Source organism: Aerococcus sp. HMSC23C02, from assembly GCF_001806805.1.
GTDB classification, from domain to species: domain Bacteria; phylum Bacillota; class Bacilli; order Lactobacillales; family Aerococcaceae; genus Aerococcus; species Aerococcus sanguinicola.
Genome location: NZ_KV786043.1, coordinates 17,392 through 37,245, shown reverse-complemented (window position 1 = coordinate 37,245; position 19,854 = coordinate 17,392). Strand labels below are relative to the sequence as shown.

The following is a 19,854-nucleotide window of genomic DNA, read 5'->3' as shown; positions in this document are numbered from 1 at the left end:
GATATCCTCCTTTATTCTCTCTTTCTATTCTAGCATAGTCTCACCCGCCTTCAAAAACTGAGGCAAGCTTTGGAAGAGATGGTTCAAAAAAGCTTCTCTTAATGCTAATTCAAAAACAGGATGCGGTCGCCAAGTCAAGACTTGGTCCAAGTCATCTCTAGTCAAAAAGCCCTGGTCAACCAAGTAAGTATAGGCTAAAACTAGCCAAAAGGGCTCTTCAGTGAGTAAAGATTTGTCTGTGACTAAGACCAAGATCTGGGGCAAATCCATGAGGGAAAGGCCGACCTGGTAGAGGCAATTGAGCAAGCGACGCTCTGACTGGCTGGGCCGCCTTAGGATCTCCAGTAAGCGACCTTGGTAATACGTGGGAGGCAGACTATGGATGGCCTGCTTAGGGATCAGTTGGCTAAAGTTGAAACCCTCCTCCCAGCCCGTCAACTGACAGAGTGCGAGGTAGTCCGGGAGCGATAGCCGGTAGACAGTCCCGAGCCTCCCATAATAATCAAGAGCATATAGACGAACATCAGCCGCTTCCTCGTGCCAATAAGGCAGGCAGAGGCCTAGCTGAGCAAAGGGCTTGAGGAAGGGCCACAAACGCTTTAAATAAGCTGGTCGAAGCTTGAAGTGGGGTGACTGGTGGCCGAGCAACCAGAGCAAATTAAATCCTGCCAAATGATAATCACTGGTCCGCTTCCCCGCTTCCTCAGCTGACATTTGCGCATATTGGATCTCTAAAACCCAGCGCTTATCTACGCATAAGTCAGCCCGTCGTTTAATTGTGTCAATAGGCAGTTCCGTCAAGACCTCATAGCCTCCTGCCCTTAGGATCTCTGCCATCTGCTCCTTAGAAGCCCGGTGGCGGTCAGATTCCCCTCCCCCAGTAGAGCGCTTAGCTTGGTGGGCGAAGTAAGGGCGACCTCGCCGCGGTTGGCAGAAGTTTACTTGCTGGTGGCAAGTCGGACAATAAAAGCGCGGCTGGCTCTCCAAAGTCCCCACCTGGCTCGCTGCAATCAATTGATTTTTTTCGATATGTGCAAAAAACATCTCACGCACCTCCTATAGATATATAAACCAAAGCATGCCAAATTCACGAAAGTTTATTTAGAAAATAGGAAGCCAAAAAGTTAGTAGGAGCTAATTTTGATCAAAAGCGGAACGCATGCTCACCCATACGATTTAAATAACAAGCAGATAAAAAAGCAAGTTCCCTTTTTGATAGGAAACTTGCTTTTTTTTGACTATAAAACTTGCATTAATAACGCAGCCCCATAGCATCTTCCATCTCAGCCAGGGTTTGGTTGGCAATAACTTCAGCCTTCTTAGCCCCTTCGCGCAAGATATCTTCCAGTTCATCAGACTCGAGCAAGTCATAATAACGGGCTTGCATCGGTGATAAGAAATCAGCCATCACTTCAGCCAAGTCGCCTTTAAAGGCTCCATAACCTGAGCCCTCATACTCGCTGACTAAGTCGTCAATGCTCCGATTCGAGAAAGCTGAATAGATGTCTAAGAGGTTGGATACCCCTGGTTTTTCTTCAGGATCATAGCTAATGACACCGGAAGAATCCGTCACGGCAGACTTGATCTTCTTAGCAGCCTTCTTCGGTTCATCCAATAGCGATATAAAGGCCTTCTGATTATCATCTGACTTGGACATCTTCTGACTTGGATCTTGCAAGCTCATAATCCGGCCCCCTGACTTAGGCGTCAAGTGTTCTGGTTTGGTTAGGATAGGCTGGTCCTTGCTGGCAAAACGCTTGTTAAAGCGGTCCACAAAATTCCGGGTCAGTTCCATGTGTTGCTTCTGGTCATCCCCCACAGGCACTAGGTCGGCATGGTAGAGGATAATATCTGCCACCATCAAGGTTGGATAGGTCAAGAGCCCTGACATAACAGACTGTTTCTTGGCTGACTTATCCTTAAACTGAGTCATCCGTTCCAACTCGCCCAGAGGAATCAGGCATTGGACCAACCAGCCTGCCTTAGCATGAGCCGCAACATCCCCCTGTACGAAGATGGTTGACTGATGTGGATCGACCCCCAAGGCAAGATAGAGAGCCGCTAAACGCCGTGTATTCTCTCTTAAGCTTTCTGGATCTTGGGGCACCGTGATGGCATGCTGGTTCATAATACAATAGATGGCATCGTGGTCATCTTGCAGGTCAACAAATTGCTTGAGCGCGCCCACATAGTTCCCTATGGTTGGGATGCCACTCGGTTGAACCCCTGAAAAAATTTTTTTCATTCCTGCTTCCTCCTAGTTAGTAAATTACCTTCTTATTATAGCATTAGCCCTCAAGGAATTCAGTAGAAGACTGTTTTTTCCTGCGACTTTTAATTCAAAAATTGCTTTTAATGGCATTAAATCAGATCTGTGGTAAAATAGTGAGTTGCACTTTTTTATTTAAAAAAACTATATATCCTTCAAAGGAGCGAGATCTCAAGCTTTAATTATTGCGAGTGAATAAAAAAAGAAATAAAAATACAAAAAATGTTTTTATTTTTTCTTTATTGTAGATAAATCCATTTCTTTACAAATTACTTACAATTTAAAAGCCCTTCATGTCAGGCTTTTAACCCTTCTTCGTATTTAATCAAATTCTTACTTTCGAAAGTAGCTTTAAATGGATTTTAATAATTGTTATAATAAGTATGTTGAATGATGCATTAGTCATTTCTTAAGGAGAGATGCAAATGGTAAAATTATACACGTCACCAAGTTGCACTTCATGCCGTAAAGCGCGCGCTTGGCTAGAAGAGAACGAGATAGCTTATGAAGAGCGCAATATCTTTTCCGAACCCCTCAGTTCAGATGAAATCAAAGACATTTTACGTATGACTGAAAATGGGACTGAAGAAATTATTTCAACAAGATCTAAGGCTTTCCAAGAATTGGACCTAAATCTTGAAGAAATCGGTTTGAATGAACTGTTTGATTTAATTCAAACAACGCCAGGCTTACTTCGCCGTCCAATTATTATGGATGAGAAGCGCCTGCAAGTAGGATACAACGAAGATGAAATTCGTCGCTTCCTACCTCGCAAAGTTCGTAAGATTGAACTGCATGAAGCTTTACGTAAGATGGGCTAATAATTCATCTAAGGAGTGTGTTTTACGCACTCTTTTTTATTTACTTCTCTAACTAATTAGCATTGACAACTAGGCCTTACAAACAAATTCAAAAGCGGAGCGGATGCTCACTTACAGGCTATACATTTTTATTCTTGCAAAGATTTTTGTGACATTCAAGCAAAAAAGCTTAAAATTGCTTCTTTTCGCATTTTTCAATCAGAATCAATTTACTATTCTTGCTTTTTACGATAGACTAGAATAAACAGCAAGAGATTGAGGTGAGACCAAATGGAAATGGAATATATCAATGAAAATACTATGCGTGTCTTTATCGCGTCAGAAGACCTCGTTGACCGAGGAATTTCCTTCACCGATATTATTAGCGACCAGAAGGCTGTCGAAAGTTTCTTCCTATCTGTCTTGGAAGAAATGGATACCTCCCGGCGCTTCCAAGACTCGGAAGCCCTCACCTTCCAAGTGATGCCTAAAAAGGGAGGAATTGATCTCTATATCAGCAAGACGGGACCTGAAACTTCCCCTGAAGAAGAGCGCCGAGCTTATAAGAAATTGCTCGATATCATCGAAGAGGGCGAAGCCAAATTAGAACAGGAAGATAGCATCTTGAGCAAGGACTGGGATCAAGAAGACTGGAACCAGGTCATTCTTGGCTTCCAAAAATTCGATGACCTCATCGCCTTCAGCCACGCCTATCCCCTAAGAGACGTCCAAGTCGACCTCTACCAGCTAGGCGGCCAATTCTATTATCTTTTAACCTTTAACCCGACTGAATATGATCCTGGAACCATCGAGAACGCCATCTATTGTGCCCTCGAATACGGACAACTTCCTTCCATCAATCAGGCGGTTCTAAGAGAACACGGCCAAATCCTAGCAGAAGGCCGCGCCAACCAAACCATCGCCAATAACTTTAAATAAAGGGTGTGAGACTTGGCGATTAGACTTGGATGATTGGAGCAAATAAGGATAAGAGCGAAGCATTCGCTCGTTTCTTATTTGTGAAATCACTCCAAGTCTGCCAAGTCGAACCCGACTATAAGGGTGTGAGGTTTGGCGTTTAGCTTTCCTTCACTGGAGCAAGTCGCCAGAGCAGTCTGCAAGACTGCGGCGGAGACTTGTGAAGTGACACGAAAGCTGCCAGACCGAACCCGATTAAGGGTGTGAGACTTGGCGCTTAGGCTTAGATGATTAAAGTAAGTTGGAATAAGACTTTGACCACATAAGCACCCGACCAAGAAGCTAGCCAGCTATAATACAGTCTGGCTAGCTTCTTTTTTACTAAAATACATATTCTTTAGATAAACTATCGCGAGGCGAGCCCTCAGGAGACCAATTAGCTGACCCTCCTCCTTCAACCCATCGCCCACAAAATAAATCCTCTCACAGCATAACAAAGGCCCCAAAACCATCACTCAGCGGATCGTTTTGGGGCTTTTCCCTTCTTTATGAAATTTGAGAACCAAACCAAGACAGGCAAAGTCCCTCACACCTGCCACTTCCCTGACCAACTAATAAATCAAGTCAATCAAGTCTTCGACGGAGATATTGCCAAAATATTTATTAATATCAAGGGCTGAGAAAGTCTCTCTTAGCCCCTCTTCCGTATAGTCCGAGCCTCTGAGGGCATCTTCTACATCGGAGATTTCGCCCAAGCCGAAGAAGTCCCCATAAATTGAAATTTCTTGAATTTTTCCTTTAGAGATATTGAATTGAAATTCAATTTGGCCAGCTGGCGTCCGGCCTTCGCGGATCAGCTCATAGTCTGGATCCTTGCCATAATTCCAGTCATTATTCCCAGTGTAACGGTCTCTAAAGCGGAAGATTTCTTCCCAGTCTTCATCCGTCAATTGGTACTCTTTGACTTGGTCTAAGCTATCCACATCAAAGATAAATTTCAGGAGAATTTCACGGAATTCATGGATAGAAATATTTTGATAATCATCGTTCAAGAAAGGTTTAATGTTCGTCACCCGGCTGCGAACGGATTTAACGCCCTTAGACGTTAATTTTTCTTTTTTAGGCTTTAAGACCTCTGTTGTTACCGAAATATCCACATCAAACATCAGGGTCCCGTGGGCGGTCATCCGGCCCTTGTGGCTGTACATGGCATTACCAGAGAACTTCTTGCCATCAATCACCAAGTCATTGCGGCCACGTAACTCTGCGCCCTCAACCCCCATCTTGTGCAAGGCATCAATCACAGGGTCTGTAAACTTCTTGAAATTGCGGAAGGAATTGCCGTCATCATCGGTGATAAAGCAGAAAGAAATATTTCCTAGGTCATGGTAGACCGCTCCCCCACCTGAAAAGCGGCGGACGACATGGATATTATGGTCACGCACATAGTCCTGGTTAATTTCGGCCCGGGTGTTCTGGTTTTTACCAATAATAATAGAAGGCTCATTAATATAAAAAAGAAGAATGGGCTCATCTAAACGTTTCTCATTGAGTAAATAATATTCAATGGCTAAATTAAGCCTAGGATCATAGATTTCTTCACCTTGGTATTCATTCTTTACGTAATACATCGTTTCCTCCTTAAATTAATGCATAGTCATAGGTCCAGCGAAAGCCCCCATTGGCTAAGTAAGTCGACCCCGTGCGCTTAAAGCCCTCCCGTTCAAGGATATGCTGCATGACCCGATTATCTGGATGGGTATCCACCCGCAGCGACCGCTTCCCATCTGCTTTAGCAATGTTTTTGATCGTTGTGAAGACAGTCCTGCTGAGCCCCTGGCCTCTTTGCTTAAGGCTGATCATCACCCGGTGGATCGCATAGTAAGGGGCCTCTGTCTGCCAAGCCCCCTCAGCTAAGTCATCATAGGCTGGGTCTTCATCAGCTAGCACGAAAAAGGCCAAAATGTTCTTTCCTTCATCTAAGCAGACATAGGCCTGGTCAGCCTCAATCACTGAGCGAATGTGATCAATAGTTACTTCCCCATTCTGCCACTGGTCCACTCCCTGGTCGGCCAAGTATTGGATGCTGGCCTTCAAAATATCTTCTAATCGATCGAGATCAGCCAAGCTGGCCTTGCGATAAGCTACACTTTCCATAGTTGGCCTTCTTTCCTAATAAGATACTTACATTATAGCAAAAGATAAGGCTTTCATCTAGACCGAGCCAAGCCAAGAAAAAAGCTAGCTCCCAGCACACTTCTTCCAAAGTAATACTGGGAAACCAGCTAATCAATACTATTTCTTTTTGGCAGCCTTCACTTGCTCATCGAGAGCCTTGTAATCTGCAGAGATATTATCATTATCAGACCAAGCCTTTTGGTCAGCGCCATCGGTTACTTCCTTAATCTTGGCCTCTGTTTCAGGCGTTTGATAGGTTTCAACAACCTTCTTAATGGCTTCATCATTGGCACGGTCTTTCTGGGTGGCAATGATACACTTGTACTGGGTCCCAACCTTGGCTAAATCTTCGGTATCGATGAAGATCCCGTCCTTGAAGGGATTCAAACCAGCATCTACGGCATAGTTAGTGTTGGCAACAACCGCATCGGCATCCCCAAGTGAACGTGGCACTTGAGCCGCATCCAATTCCGTAATCTTAACATTCTTTGGATTCTCGGTGATGTCATTAGGGGTTGGTGAAATGCCAGCATTGTCATCAATTTCAATCACGCCTGCTAATTCTAAGAGGAGCAAGGCCCGACCGCCATTGGTTGCATCATTAGGGATAGCAATTTCAGCGCCATCTTTGAGATCATCCAATGACTCAACCTTGTCGGAATAAGCCGCCATGGCTGAAATATAAGTATAGCCGACAGGTTGGAGGTCTTGTTGTTCACTGCCATTGAAGTCATGCAAGAAGGCCATGTGTTGGAAGGCGTTAAGGTCGAGTGATCCATCAGCTAAAGCCTTGTTAGGTTGAACATAGTCGGTAAAGACTTGGACATCTAGGTCAACCCCCTTGTCCTTAGCACGCTCCGCAACATCTTCCCATACTTCGCGTTCCACATCGCCAACTACCCCTACCTTGAGCTTGGTTGGCTCAGCGGATGAACCGCTGCTTGCTTGGTCATCACTGCTAGCCCCGTTCGAACAAGCTACCAAGGCAAAGGCAGCCGCTGTTAAGAGCCCTAATTTTTTAAAACTTGCTTTCATAAATAAATTCTCCTTTAATTGTTAATCTAATGCTCAATGCGGCGGACATACCAGTCAGCAACCGCTTGGGAAATAAAGACAATAATCAGAATAATGATAGTTGAAACAATCGTCACGTCGGTTTGGAAACGGTTGTAACCCCGGGTGATAGCCAGGTTACCCAAGCCCCCACCCCCGATGGTACCGGCCATAGCGGTTAAGCCAATCACATTAATGATCGATAAGGCAGAAACCCGGATAATACCTGGCAGTGCTTCTTTAAGATAAACACGACTAACGATTTGCCAAGTGCTCAAACCCATAGAGAGGGCGGCTTCAATCACACCCGGATTCACTTCGATCAAGGCATTCTGAATCTGACGGGCGAAGAAAGGCACTGTGGCCACAACAAGTGGCACAATAGCGGCAGTTGTCCCGATTGAAGTCCCTACGATAAAGCGGGTAACGCCCACTAAGAGGGCCATCATAATAACAAAAGGAATGGAACGGAAGATGTTCACTATCTTATCCAGAATGCTATAAGCCACACGATTTTCCTTCAAGCCACCCGGCATGGTCAGAACGAGGAAGATCCCCACCACAATCCCCAGGGCAAAACCGATGATACAGGTCAGGATGGTCATATAAATCGTTTCAATCGTCGCTGTGACAAATTCGTCTGGAATTTCACTCACATTAGGCAATAAATTCGTTAAAAAATCCATTATTCAACACCACCATTTCCTTCAACTTGATATTCCCGCCATTTAACGCCATTGTCGTCAATAAACTTAACGGCATCAGCCATGGCTTGGTCATCCCCACTAATCGATACCAACATGGTCCCTGTCGGAATGCCTTGGAGCACTTCAATATTCGCATAAAGAATACTTGGAAGAACGCCGAAATCGCGTGCTAGCCGGGCTATCAGAGGGTCTCCTGTATCCGCACCCGCAAAGTCAATGCGGATAATTCGATCAGAAGAGTTCACATCGACCAACTGGGAATTAGCTAGGACGGAAGCAATTCCCTTCTCAGTCGGACTCGCTGACTCAATAAAGTTTCTAGTTAATTCAGTCTGTGGATTGGAGAAGATATCAAAGATTGACCCTTCTTCCATCACATAACCATCCTGCATGACCGCTACCCGGTCACAAATTTCTTTAATCACGCTCATCTCGTGGGTAATAATGACAATGGTGACTCCGAGCTGTTCATTGACAGTCTTTAACAATTGCAAAATCGACCGGGTTGTCTTAGGGTCCAAGGCTGACGTTGCCTCGTCACAGAGGAGAACGTCAGGGTCATTGGCTAGGGCCCGAGCAATCGCTACCCGCTGCTTTTGTCCCCCAGATAATTGGGAAGGATAAGCATCCCGACGATCCGATAAATTAACCAGTTCTAAGAGCCGGTCTACTTTTTCACGAATTTCTTCCTTGGATAAGCCTGAATCCTGGAGGGGGAAGGCCACATTACCGGCAATCGTCCGCGCATTCATCAGGTTGAAGTGTTGGAAGATCATCCCGATATTTTTGCGGGCCTTTCTTAAGTCACTATTGTTGAGTGCGGTCATTTCATAGTCACTCACCCGCACCGTCCCACTAGTTGGAGCTTGGAGCATGTTAATGGTACGGACTAAGGTCGACTTCCCGGCCCCAGAATAACCAATCACACCAAAGATTTCACCCTTAGCAATCGACAAGCTCACATCTCGAACGGCATGGACTTTACCACTTGCTGTATCAAAGGTGACATCGACATTTTGTAAATCAATCATAGCTATCATCCTTTACTCTCTCAATTGAAGCCTCAGTCCAAATACATGGCTGGCTCCTTAACTGCCAATGAACCTCAGCGATTCATTTTTCATCTGCTTTTTTTAAGAAAAGTAGACAAGTATCTATACTAATTTATTTTATCATTTTTTTAGCTTTTAGAAAGCATTGATTTCCAATAGCCTTTGATCGATTGAAACGATCACTATATAATGATAAAACACGGAGATTGCACATCGTTTTATCATTTAAGACAAGCTTTTCTTAGCTTATTGTGAAATTTTATTCATGATCACTAAAAAACCCAAGGCACAAGGCCTTGAGCTTAATTGAATCGCTTAGAGGGCTTCGCCTTGCCCAGCTAAACCTTGTCCAGGGAAGCAAGACGTTCCCTTTTCCTTATCTTCTAGGGCGGTGTAGAAGAGGGCCTTGGCCACATTCAGGCGCAGACTGTAATAGAGTCCAATTAAGGCCGCTACTAAGAGGGCAAAGAAGAAGAGTGAGAAAGCCAGGACATAGCTAGGCCCTTGCACAGGACTTGTAGCAATGGCGTAAGCAAAGAAAGCGACAATGCTGACGATGACGATTAGGATTGGAATCCAGATATAAGTTAGGATTAAGCCTAAAAGTTTCCAGCGGTTGCCCTTCATCATACGGAAGCTTTCCTTCATCACTTGCCAAGCTCCCATCTCGGGATAATCACCCAAGAGCGGCGAAACCATAGCTAGGGACAAGTCCAACCAAGTGGCGATAATCCCTAGTATGATCCCTGCTAAAATAAAAATTCCAAAGAAGGCTGCATAGCCTTGCCATTCTTCAGTAGACAGTATGATAGCGCTCATAAAACCGAAGCCAGAGAGAACCCCCACTACTATCGTTGGAATTAAGCCAATTAAGGCAAGCAAGAAGAGGGCTAAGATATTGCGGCCCAATTTTTCTTTAAAGGGCTGAACCAAGCTTCCCTGGTCATAGGAGCCGCCATGGCGAACCAGACGCACTAAGCCCCACATGATCCCCATAGAGAAAAGACTGGAAGCTAGCGTTGAGATCAGGTTGAGCAAGGGAGTCAAGCCAAAGCGAATGGTCAAGCCTTGCTGGGGATCCAAGCTGATCAACTGGTCAATCAAATAGTCGAGGGCAAAAACAACAAGAAAGCCAATCACCATATCCCCTAAAATGCGCCAAAAATTACTGTGACTGATGGGTTTTTCGTGCTGACGGATGGTTCGATTACTTAGGTCAAGTTTCATTTGAATTGCCTCCTTAATGGCTTGCAAAGTGTACGGTTAGCTGGAAGCTTGCCCTTAGTCACTTAGAGATGCTTTAGGCAGTTCCAGGTGTTGGCGCAGACGGTTGGAAGCCTCTTGGCGGTCTTCTTCTGAGACAATGCTCAGATAAGTTCCTGTTGACATATCGTCCGTCCCCTTGAGGACCCCCTGCTCAATGGCATCAGCCGTATTGCGGTAGTCCTTGGCCAGGACCATCATATCGGACAGCTGGAGGTCTGTGCGGACGTTTTGACGGACGATATCCGATAGGTCTTTGAGGTGGGTCAGGCTTTGAACGGAACGCAGAGAATCTAGGATTCCTCTGAGAACCACTTGTTCACGCCGGGCCCGGCCAAAGTCCCCTTCCGGATCTTCGTAGCGCATGCGGATATAGGCCATGGCTTCCTGACCATCGTGGAGGGTAATACGACCTTGGGGGAAGCTATAGCCCATGTTGCTGAAGCTGAGCGGGTTATCGACCTGGATGCCACCTAGGCTATCCACAATATTCACTAGGCCTGTCATATTGACCAAGGCATAGTAATCAACAGGAACATTCAAGAGCTCTTGGACAGCTCCAATGGTCGCCTCAATCCCCCCTTGTCCGTAGGCTGCATTGATCTTCGTGCCAACTTGTTCGCTGTAGGTATCCCGGGGAATACTCAGCATTTTAGCGGACCCTGTCTTGGGATTGAGAGTCAGCAGGATGAGGGCATCCGTATTCTGTTCTCCAGTAGTCCGGCCATTGCCTGAGTCCATACCTACCAAGAGGACAGAGATGGGATCTTCTCCTAATTTCGGATTGCGTTCAGCAGATTCTTTGGCCTGGTCTCTCCCCTGAGTTGGCGCATAGAGGTCGTCTGCTACCTGCTTAGCACCAAAGTAAGTCCCCCCTAGAACAATTAGGACCAAGAGGGCAAGACCGGCCAGGATCCAAGGCCATATTCTCCTCTTGTGTCGTCGGTAGTGGTCACGTTGAGGCATCATACCCTTCCTTTCTATCATCGTATTCTACTTTTATTATAAAGCGTTTTGGTCAACAGTACAATTATAATCAAAAAACTCCAGTCACTGCCAACTGGAGTTTTGGATAAATCGCTTAATCTTTTCTAATAACATAGGAATGAACGAGACCAATGAAGAGGCCAAGAATGGCGGGGAGGACCCAGGCAAAACCATAGCTATAGAATGGAAAAACGGCCGTGGCAAAATGATCTAAAGCTGGAATTGACCCTGTAGGCAGGGCATGCTGGAGGTCAAAGCAAGCAGGAACCAGGGTAAAGCCCAGGGTCCAGCGCATAATCACTGGTCGCTTCGTCCAAGCTGGCACCAAGTGAAGGAGGGCAATCACAATCGAGAGGGGGTACATAAAGGCCAAGAAGGGGACTGCCCAAGCCAAAATCGCATTCAAGCCCGCATTAGCAATCACAAAGGAAATCCCGATAAAAACATAGGTCCATTTCTCCTGGTCGAGCACATTGGGATAGATCTCCGCAAAGGTTTCCGCACAGGAGACGATGAGGCCAATGGCGGTCTTGAGGCAGGCCACAAACATAACCACGAAGAGCAGGATCCCCGCAAAGACGCCAAACTTAGTGGATACAATTTGGATCAAGGCTTCGCCCCCGTTTTGGGCCAGGCCAATGTCTTCCAAGCTCCGGGCCCCCAACATGGTCAGGAGGAAATAGATCACAGCCATCAAGCCCATGCTCAAGGCCCCACTCTTAATGGTTCCCATGGCTACGTCCCGGTCTTCTGTCACCCCAACTTGGTGGATGGACCGCACGACCAAGATGCCAAAGATCAAGCCAGCAATCACATCCATGGTATTGTAACCATTTAAGAAACCTTGAAGAAAGGGCGCCTCCTGGTACTTAGGAGCAACCGGAAAAGCGGTAAAGGAAAAACTATCCCCAGTCAATAGGACGCCCGCTAAAATCAAGGCTAGAAAAATGAGAAAGACCGGGTTCATCCACTTGCCCACCCAGGTCATAATCCCTGATGGCTTGAGAGAAAAATAAGCCACACAAATAAAAAAGAAAATCGAATAAGCAAAGAGTAAGAGCGGATGTTGGGTAAACTGACTAAAGCCAATTTCATAAGACACCGTCGCTGTCCTGGGAATCGATAAGAGCGGCCCAAGGACAAAGTACAAGAGTGCCGTAAAGATATGCCCGTACTTGGGAAGGACCCGCTCCGACATATCATTGAGTCCCTTAGATCCGGATACTCCAATAGCTACCACAGATAGGAGGGGCAAACCCACCGCTGTTACCACAAAACCGAGAGCAGCCGGCCAGAGATTAGCTCCAGCTTCCTGACCCATTTGAACGGGAAAAATCAGATTCCCGGCCCCAAAAAATAAACCAAATAACATAGACCCGATGACGGTTGACTGACGCCAACTCAAAGTCTGGTGTTGATTCTTCAATGCAATCACTCCTCTTTCGCAAATTTATACCAATGATTAAAATTTTAGCATAAATCAAAGGCACTTAAATTATTTTATAATGAGGATAAGGCTGGCACTATCTCTATCCTATCATTTTCTCCTATTCTTGAAGATAAAATCATGGTATCCAATAAAATTTTAAGGTCCAAATTCAAAAGCGCAAAGCATGCTCCCAAGCACAATTTGTTAAAAAAGCAAAGAGAGTGTGATAAAAGTCGATCAGGCCTGAACCAGCTAACGCATACTATATCTGTAACTCGCTGCGCTTCGAACAGCTATAGCAACTGTCCACAAACTATGGGAAATCGTTGGTAAACGATTGGACATAGTTCGTGAAGTGGATGTCATGCCTGACTTTTGGAACACGTTTTTGAAAAATGTTCGCTTTTTAAAAAGAGGCCGGAACTTTTGTCCCAGCCTCCTAATGGTTCACAAAATGATAAAGATACAAGAGATAAGCCCAGTACTTGTAGAATTCTTGCTGGGCAAAGTCTTGGATATAGTCCGGTCCTTCCTTCCAAGTCACCCAGTGGTCGCCCTGGCGGTGGTAGGCGGCAACGAAGGTAAGGTCGAAGCCATAGCGACGGTTGACCCGCTCGAAGATCATCTTGGTCCTCAGCATATGATAGTCTGAAGAAACAACCAAAGCGGAGCTATAGCCTGCCTCTTCCATCATCTTCAAGCTATGGGTCGCATTCTCATAGGTAGAGGTCGCTGTGGCATCATTGACAATAGCGGACTCTGGCACCCCATGCTCGGCATAGTATGCGCCATTAATTTGGTCATAGGGCGACACAATCAGCTTACCAGACCGGCTATAGCCTCCCCGGTAAAGGTTAGCCGCCCGTTCGGCCCGCTCCTCTGTAATCATCCCTTCTGGCACAATAATCACATCAGCTTGCTTGGGCGTCTCATCCACAATTAAATGATCCATGATCACAAAATATGACAAAGAAATAAAAGCCAAAGCTAGCCCGAGAGCTAGAATGGCTCCTAAAAAAAATCGTTTCATATGCACCTTTCCAAGCCTAGTCGTGATTCCTTAAGAGACCTAAGTCCTCACAGTGCCCTCCCCTAGGCTTTCCATCGGTCCAGCTTTTCTGGACCAAGCGAGGGAGCTTCCAAGTCGGCCCCTTCCTTCAATCAATTAGCGGATCCCTAAAGCGATGCGGGCGTAACGCGAAAGACGTTTGGTTGTCCAAGCAGGCACCCAAACCAAGTCAATCTTCATTTCTTTAATCGCATCGACATCATCCAGGGCAATGGCTGCCGATTCCATGAGCACATCCTGGAGAGGACAGCCCATAGTGGTTAGGGTCATCTTAATCAGGAGATGGCCCTCCCCGTCATAGAGCAAGTCATAAATCAGACCCAGGTTAACAATATCAATGCCAAGTTCTGGGTCAATGACTTGCTCTAAGGCCTGGATGCACTCCTCATAGAGGGCTTCGTCCATAAGTTTCAAGTCTTCAAATTTGGAAAGGTCGGTAAAATTTTCTTCACTCATATAAACTTCCTTTCTTTATTCGGATCGTTCAGCGACTTTGACGGTCTTATTATTGATGGCTTGCTCCAGTCGCGGATAGAGGTCCCGGGCAACGCTAGCACCCAAAGTCATGAGCTCATAGAGTACCCGGACGTCCTCACCGGTCCGCGATAGGCAACGCGTATAGATTTCCCCATCGCCCGAGAGGATCAGGTTGTAATAGCCGCTCCTTTCGCGGTTCAAATCATTGATGACTTCGAGGGCCTTGGCCGTCTGTTGGTAATCTTCCACCTGGCAGAGCTGGCGGTAGTTAATTTGAAAGTCCGTAGTGGCTTCTCCCTCGTTAAAGTCCCGGGCAATGATATGGCAAGGCACGACCTTGTCTTCCCCTAACTGATAAGCTAAGGCAAAGAGGTGCTGGCCATCATCTAAAGGCCGGTATTCTACAGGGACCTTCATTTCTTTAAATAATTGGCTTAAAATCTCCTGGATTGCTGGCATGACAAACTCCTTACTATTTTGTTGTCGTTTTCAAGATCTCGCTTTTTAACTCTAACATTCTAAGGCTCATTTGTAAATGAATTGCCCTGGTCCTGGTCGATCGTCTTAATCACCCGGCCGGGGACCCCCATGACGAGAGAGTTCTCTGGGATATCCTTGGTAACCACCGACCCGGCCCCAATCACAGAGCCCGAACCGATACTGACGCCTGGCATCACGGAGACATTAGCCCCGAACCAGCAGTCAGAACCAACCTTAATAGGTCGGGCTTGCTCCAAGCCGGCATTGCGGGCTTCTGCCCTCAGGGGATGGGCTGCCGTATAGAAGCCACAATAAGGGCCAATAAAGACATGGTCCCCGAATTCAATTCGGGCCCCATCCATAAAGTAACAGGCGTGATTGACAAAGCAGTGCTTGCCGAAGTGAATATTGTCGCCGTAGTCCACATAAAGCGGTGCCATGACTTCCAGGCCTTCACTTAGGTCCCCTAGCAGCTTAGCTAAGGCAGCCTCAGCTTCTTTGCGATCAGCAGGATCGACCTGGTTGAAACGATGGGCCCTGCTTTTTGCTGCTTCTCGCTTGGCGAGGATATCCGGATCATAATTGGCGTCGTACCATTGGCCGGCGCGCATTTTTTCATAGTGACTTAACATATATACCTCCTAAGGCCAGAGTCCTGATTGTCGGTAGTCTTGGCCGCAATAGTGCCAGTTGATCACATCCTGGGCATAGCGTTGGATGGTGGTCGTTGAATTATTGTGGTAGACCGAGGGAGCAATTAAGAGGCCGTGGGGATGGACATGGTCTAAGCGGCCAAAGCGCGGCGAAATTAGCTGGTAGCGGTTGACATCTAGGCTAACTCCCTGGGCTGGATCAGGATTCAACCAGCCCTTGTCACGCAGGTTATAGAGGAGGCTATCTTGGGGTAAAGCTTGCCTTAAATCGAGATTGATCCCTGTCGCATTGACAATATAGTCCACTTCTTCAATAATCATGCCCTCCTGGTCGAGCAGGTAGTAGAGCCCAGTCTGCTTATCATAAACAATTTCTTCAACACCCGAACAGGAGCTGAGGCAGCCTTCATCGGCTAGGTCTAACAAGCGCTGAGCTGAATCCAGGGGCATCTTACCCTTGGCCAGGGAAAAGACCTTGTCGTACTTGTCCGCGAATTGCTGACGGTCGCTTAGGCTCAGATACTGCCAGTAATGGAAGAGGAGACGGGTCACCCGGGTGGCCAAGGCCTCCAAAAGCGCTCCTTGGCTGGTCCAATCCAGAGCACGTCGGATCCCTTCAATGCCTTGGCTGAGACTCACTTCCTGGCATTCTGCCCAATCTAGGCCTATGTTCTGGCATTCTGCCTGGATCCACTGGTCGACCTGCTGGTAGGTCAACCCCTCTTCCGCTTCCTGGGCTGCTTGAAAATTCTCCTCACTGAGATAAGCCCAGGCCAGGTCTTCGGCCTCCTTACCGCTCACAATCGGAAATTGATTGCCCCGGGAGAAGGCCAAAATTTGATTGGGCTGGCAAATGTCGGCCAAATATTTAATCACATCGATAGCGGACAAGCTCGTCCCAATCACAGCCACCCGTCGCAAGCCTTCCTCATCCATCTGATAACGGTCAGCCTCTAGGGGATAGGCTTGGTTGAGATAGCGGGGCGTTCCTTCCAATCGATAGAAGTCACTAGTCCCCAAGTCCCCACAGCAAAGATGGATGCGGTCGAAGCCCGTATAGACCTGGCCGGATTCGGTCTCAAGACACCAAGTCTCCGCCTCTTGGTCGAAGTTGACTTTAGCCACATACTCCTTCACCAGCTGGGCCTGGAGCTTCTCCAAGAGCGTCTCCACCCGGTCTCTTAAATAGCTGCCAAAGAGATAGCGGGAGCTATATTCAGGCCAGTCGCGGTCGGGATCCTTGACCTTAAGCCAAGTTTCAAAATCACCGGGATAAGCTTGGTCATAGGTCAGACCGGCATTTCGTGTATTCATCAGGGCCCCTTCATAAGACTCCGTGAAGGGGATCCCCCGTCCCAAATAAGGCTCACGGTCAAAAACAACTAAGTCAAAGTCATGGGACTGAGCCAAGTGCTGGTAGGCTGCCAAACAAGCCGAGCCAGAAATCCCTAAACCGATAATCGCAATTTTTTCCATTGTCTCTAGTCGCTCCTTGTTCGCTTTTACTTTCTTTATTATAACATTTCTAAGCTAGAAGACGAAAGCATCTACCAATACTTCACTGGCCACTGCCAAGGCTCAGCAGAAGCTTCGCTTAGTCCCTATTATTTGAAGGCGAGTCTCCCTTTGACTTAAAGTTCAAACATGTGAACCCTTACACAAAAATTTGCAGTTTAGCCCAAAACTCCTTATACTAAAGATTAAAGAAATATTAAGATAAAGGAGTCCTTTGCATGAAAACTAAGCTTCCCTTAATCGCCGTTCTGACGGCACTCACCACTGCCCTATCGATCCTAGTCGTTATCCCTATTCCAGCCACTAGCGGGATCTTTACCCTCTGTGATGCAGGCATCTATGCCTCTGCCCTCCTGCTTGGCCCAGTAGCTGGCGGCATCGTGGGTGCAGCCAGCGGGGCCCTTATCGACCTCATCTCCGGCTATCCCCAGTGGATTATCTTTTCCTTTATCATCCACGGCCTCCAAGGTTATATTGCCGGCTACTTAGCTAAGAAAAAATTACCCGGTGGCAACTGGACAGCGCTCATCCTAGCTAGTATCTGGATGATGGTCGGCTATGCCATTGGGACAGGGATCCTCTATAACTGGGCCGCAGCCATCCCATCCATTCCTGGCAACTCCCTGCAAAATATCTTCGGTATCCTCGTAGCTATCCCCCTCAACCGCAGCATCCGTCGCCTTCGCCTACCTGCCCTCCAAGCTTTTATAGAAGACTAAACTAAAGGACCTTCCTCATCAAACAAGAAGATGAGGGAGGTCCTTTCTAATTTTATAGTTAAACCTGGTGGATTAGCTCATGGTCCAGCCGCCGTCAACAGGGAGGGCATGCCCCGTCGTATAAGAACCAAGGTCCGAAGCTAAGAAAAGAGCTGCCTTAGCCACATCTTCCGCTTCCCCAAAGCGTTGCATAGGGATAGGTGCTAGGAAGCCTTGAGCAATGTCAGGGTCTTCCAAGAGTTCATTAGTCATCCCCGTTTTACCTGTGCCTGGACAAATGGCATTGCAGCGAATCCCCGCACTGGCATAGTCCACGGCAATCGCCTGGGTCATAGACACCACTGCCCCCTTAGTAGCGGCATAAGAGACCGCATCAGGGAAGCCGATCAGACCGGCAGCGGACGCCGTATTAATGATATTCCCCTTGTTTTCCTTGAGATAAGGCATAGCAAATTTAGAAGCTAGGAAAGCCGCTGTAACATTGATGGCCAAACTCTTCTGGAAGGCATCGAGCGGTGTTTCTTCCACATTGCCTGGAACATAGATGCCCGCATTATTGAAGAGAATGTCAATGCTTTGGTAGGCCTCAACAGTTTCTTCAACCATGGCTTTGACAGCCGCTTCGTCAGCCACATCAGCTTGGATAGCCAGGGCTTGGCCCCCTGCTGCTTCAATTTGACTGACGGTTTCTTCAGCCGCTTCACGATTAATATCGACCGCAGCAACTTTGGCCCCTTCCTTGGCGAAAAGTAAGGCCGTCGCCCGACCAAAACCAGAACCGGCACCCGTAATTAAGGCAACTTTATTTTCTAATAACATAATATAATATCCTCCTTTGTATTCTGCTTTAACGTTTATCTTTGATACGAACTTGAATGGTGATCAGAGGCTCTATGCCCTGGTCAAAGTTTAGGCTTAAAATTCGTGCCTCTAAAATATTCCCATGGCCAAAATAAAGCAACTGGCTAATGAAGTGATTGTTATCTGCCGGGAGATAGCCTAACTGATACCCCTTATAAGCCACTTGGACAGCATCTGAATCATAAGGATTATCCGCTTCTACCAAGAGATCCACCGACGTCCCCACTTTCAGATCATCAATCACATCCAAACCGTCATAGTAGCGAAAGCCCTCGACTTTGAAGCTATCTAATTCGCGCGACCGGTCATACTTGACCAAATATTTATCCTTTTTTTCCATTTCTTCAGCTCCTTTATTTTTTAAGTTGATTGGCGAAAAATTAATGACTTGCCCCCGGTCATCGAAAGTCAGACCTTCCCCTTCTAAGAGGGCCTGCTTACGCTGGGGACCATAAGCATAACCCGTCAGCTGGCCCCGACTCGAGACCACCCGGTGGCAAGGGACCAGTACGGCAATGGGATTGCGGCCCACTGCGCCGCCGATTGCCTGGGCAGACATGGAGGTCTGGTAACGGACTTCATAGGTCTTAGCCAGGTCGCCATAAGTCGTTACCTGGCCATAGGGAATCTCCCTTAATAAGGCCCAAACCCGCTCCTGGAAGGGTGTTCCCTGGAGAACCAGGCTCTCAGGCGCTAGCTGGACGGCTTGCCCGGCGAAATAAGCATCTAAGGCCTGGCAGACTTCCTCCAGCTCAGGGCAGCTATCTGCCGGTTGACTATCCTGGGGCAGGTCATCGTCAAAGCTGAGCCCATATAAGTGGTCCCCTTGATAAGTCAGTTGGATGACTCCCAATTTAGATTGATAATAAGCACTCAGCACCCTAAGCCCCCTTTCATTGAATCTGACCGTCCCAAGCTTCAAGTCAAGTGTACAAAATTTTACCCAGAGATGAAAGCGAAAAGCTAGTCCTTATCTTCCGGCTGGCGCATGTATTTGGTAAGAAAGGCTGTCCCAACCACTAGCAACAAGAGAAGGCCAATCGCTAAGACAAAGTCCCAGGTGTTAGGCGCAACCGCTTTGTCTTCCTAACAAGGACCTTTCTATAATAACTTTCTCTATTCATTATAACAGTTTGTGAAAACGTTTCAATATTAAAAAGCGATGGAAGTCCTATCTGCCTATCGAGAAGAGTCGCTGGATAGGCTTTGGACTCCCACCGCTTTTTGGGGATGGTTTTATTCAGTATGTCAACCCACAATCGAAAGCTCTATTTGAATGTTGGTCATCATTGACCCACAATCACAGCATTTAATTGGATCTTGGTCAATTTAACCGCCAGCCCCCGCACCCTTTAGTCGGGTTCGTGCTAGCAGCTTTCCTGTCACTTCGCAAGTCTCCGCCGCAGTCTTGCAGACTGCTCTGG

Annotated in this window: 20 protein-coding genes; 3 read left to right on the top strand and 17 right to left on the bottom strand. The window is 47.0% G+C overall.

Translation table 11 applies throughout. The features are described 5' to 3' along the window. Positions 1 to 24 precede the first annotated feature (24 nt). Positions 25 to 1,044 (bottom strand): competence protein CoiA, encoded by a 1,020-nt coding sequence (locus HMPREF3090_RS01610; protein WP_070485772.1) that lies wholly within the window; start codon positions 1,042 to 1,044, stop codon positions 25 to 27. 208 nt (positions 1,045 to 1,252) lie between these two features. Beyond that, positions 1,253 to 2,245 (bottom strand): tryptophan--tRNA ligase, encoded by a 993-nt coding sequence (trpS, locus tag HMPREF3090_RS01605; RefSeq protein WP_067975545.1) that lies wholly within the window; start codon positions 2,243 to 2,245, stop codon positions 1,253 to 1,255. 449 nt (positions 2,246 to 2,694) lie between these two features. Here trpS and spxA point away from each other — a divergent pair, with 449 nt between their 5' ends. After that, positions 2,695 to 3,090 (top strand): transcriptional regulator SpxA, encoded by a 396-nt coding sequence (gene spxA, locus HMPREF3090_RS01600; RefSeq protein WP_067975540.1) that lies wholly within the window; start codon positions 2,695 to 2,697, stop codon positions 3,088 to 3,090. Positions 3,091 to 3,360: 270 nt separating this feature from the next. Further along, a complete protein-coding gene (locus HMPREF3090_RS01595) occupies positions 3,361 to 4,008 on the top strand; it encodes an adaptor protein MecA (protein WP_067975537.1) in 648 nt (215 codons plus the stop codon). Positions 4,009 to 4,598: 590 nt separating this feature from the next. On the opposite strand, the gene HMPREF3090_RS01590 is transcribed toward HMPREF3090_RS01595, so the two are convergent. The 13 genes from HMPREF3090_RS01590 to HMPREF3090_RS01530 all read right to left on the bottom strand — a co-directional run bounded on the left by HMPREF3090_RS01590 (position 4,599) and on the right by HMPREF3090_RS01530 (position 16,811). Continuing rightward, a complete protein-coding gene (locus HMPREF3090_RS01590) occupies positions 4,599 to 5,618 on the bottom strand; it encodes a lipoate--protein ligase (protein WP_067975534.1) in 1,020 nt (339 codons plus the stop codon). Positions 5,619 to 5,628: 10 nt separating this feature from the next. After that, on the bottom strand, positions 5,629 to 6,144 hold the full coding sequence (locus HMPREF3090_RS01585) for a GNAT family N-acetyltransferase (RefSeq protein WP_067975530.1): 516 nt from the start codon (positions 6,142 to 6,144) through the stop codon (positions 5,629 to 5,631). Positions 6,145 to 6,282: 138 nt separating this feature from the next. Beyond that, complete coding sequence (locus HMPREF3090_RS01580) at positions 6,283 to 7,200, bottom strand: MetQ/NlpA family ABC transporter substrate-binding protein (protein ID WP_067975526.1); 918 nt, start codon at positions 7,198 to 7,200, stop codon at positions 6,283 to 6,285. 26 nt (positions 7,201 to 7,226) lie between these two features. Continuing rightward, complete coding sequence (locus HMPREF3090_RS01575; RefSeq protein ID WP_067975522.1) at positions 7,227 to 7,904, bottom strand: methionine ABC transporter permease; 678 nt, start codon at positions 7,902 to 7,904, stop codon at positions 7,227 to 7,229. After that, a complete protein-coding gene (locus HMPREF3090_RS01570; protein ID WP_070485770.1) occupies positions 7,904 to 8,956 on the bottom strand; it encodes a methionine ABC transporter ATP-binding protein in 1,053 nt (350 codons plus the stop codon). The genes HMPREF3090_RS01575 and HMPREF3090_RS01570 overlap by 1 nt, the downstream gene beginning before the upstream one ends. Positions 8,957 to 9,292: 336 nt before the next feature. Further along, a complete protein-coding gene (locus tag HMPREF3090_RS01565; protein ID WP_067975515.1) occupies positions 9,293 to 10,204 on the bottom strand; it encodes a DUF975 family protein in 912 nt (303 codons plus the stop codon). Positions 10,205 to 10,258: 54 nt separating this feature from the next. Beyond that, positions 10,259 to 11,206: an LCP family glycopolymer transferase gene (locus tag HMPREF3090_RS01560; protein ID WP_168140246.1), complete on the bottom strand. Its 948-nt coding sequence runs from the start codon at positions 11,204 to 11,206 to the stop codon at positions 10,259 to 10,261. A gap of 115 nt (positions 11,207 to 11,321) precedes the next feature. Then, on the bottom strand, positions 11,322 to 12,653 hold the full coding sequence (brnQ, locus tag HMPREF3090_RS01555) for a branched-chain amino acid transport system II carrier protein (protein WP_083272341.1): 1,332 nt from the start codon (positions 12,651 to 12,653) through the stop codon (positions 11,322 to 11,324). A 442-nt stretch (positions 12,654 to 13,095) separates the two neighbouring features. After that, positions 13,096 to 13,686: a YdcF family protein gene (locus HMPREF3090_RS01550; protein WP_067975506.1), complete on the bottom strand. Its 591-nt coding sequence runs from the start codon at positions 13,684 to 13,686 to the stop codon at positions 13,096 to 13,098. A 135-nt stretch (positions 13,687 to 13,821) separates the two neighbouring features. Then, complete coding sequence (locus tag HMPREF3090_RS01545; protein WP_067975504.1) at positions 13,822 to 14,181, bottom strand: metal-sulfur cluster assembly factor; 360 nt, start codon at positions 14,179 to 14,181, stop codon at positions 13,822 to 13,824. A gap of 15 nt (positions 14,182 to 14,196) precedes the next feature. Further along, on the bottom strand, positions 14,197 to 14,661 hold the full coding sequence (locus HMPREF3090_RS01540; RefSeq protein WP_067975501.1) for a hypothetical protein: 465 nt from the start codon (positions 14,659 to 14,661) through the stop codon (positions 14,197 to 14,199). Positions 14,662 to 14,720: 59 nt separating this feature from the next. Further along, positions 14,721 to 15,314 (bottom strand): sugar O-acetyltransferase, encoded by a 594-nt coding sequence (locus HMPREF3090_RS01535; protein WP_067975498.1) that lies wholly within the window; start codon positions 15,312 to 15,314, stop codon positions 14,721 to 14,723. Positions 15,315 to 15,323: 9 nt separating this feature from the next. Beyond that, positions 15,324 to 16,811, bottom strand: a complete 1,488-nt coding sequence (locus HMPREF3090_RS01530) for an FAD/NAD(P)-binding protein (protein ID WP_067975494.1) — start codon at positions 16,809 to 16,811, stop codon at positions 15,324 to 15,326. 257 nt (positions 16,812 to 17,068) lie between these two features. Here HMPREF3090_RS01530 and HMPREF3090_RS01525 point away from each other — a divergent pair, with 257 nt between their 5' ends. Next, positions 17,069 to 17,569, top strand: coding sequence for an ECF transporter S component (locus HMPREF3090_RS01525; protein ID WP_067975491.1), 501 nt, complete (start codon positions 17,069 to 17,071; stop codon positions 17,567 to 17,569). 72 nt (positions 17,570 to 17,641) lie between these two features. Here the strand turns inward: HMPREF3090_RS01525 and HMPREF3090_RS01520 are convergent, their stop codons facing one another. Both HMPREF3090_RS01520 and HMPREF3090_RS09900 read right to left on the bottom strand, forming a co-directional pair. Next, positions 17,642 to 18,388: an SDR family NAD(P)-dependent oxidoreductase gene (locus HMPREF3090_RS01520; protein ID WP_067975488.1), complete on the bottom strand. Its 747-nt coding sequence runs from the start codon at positions 18,386 to 18,388 to the stop codon at positions 17,642 to 17,644. Between the two features lie 28 nt (positions 18,389 to 18,416). Further along, positions 18,417 to 19,310: a methylated-DNA--[protein]-cysteine S-methyltransferase gene (locus HMPREF3090_RS09900; RefSeq protein ID WP_067975487.1), complete on the bottom strand. Its 894-nt coding sequence runs from the start codon at positions 19,308 to 19,310 to the stop codon at positions 18,417 to 18,419. Between the last annotated feature and the right edge of the window lie 544 nt (positions 19,311 to 19,854).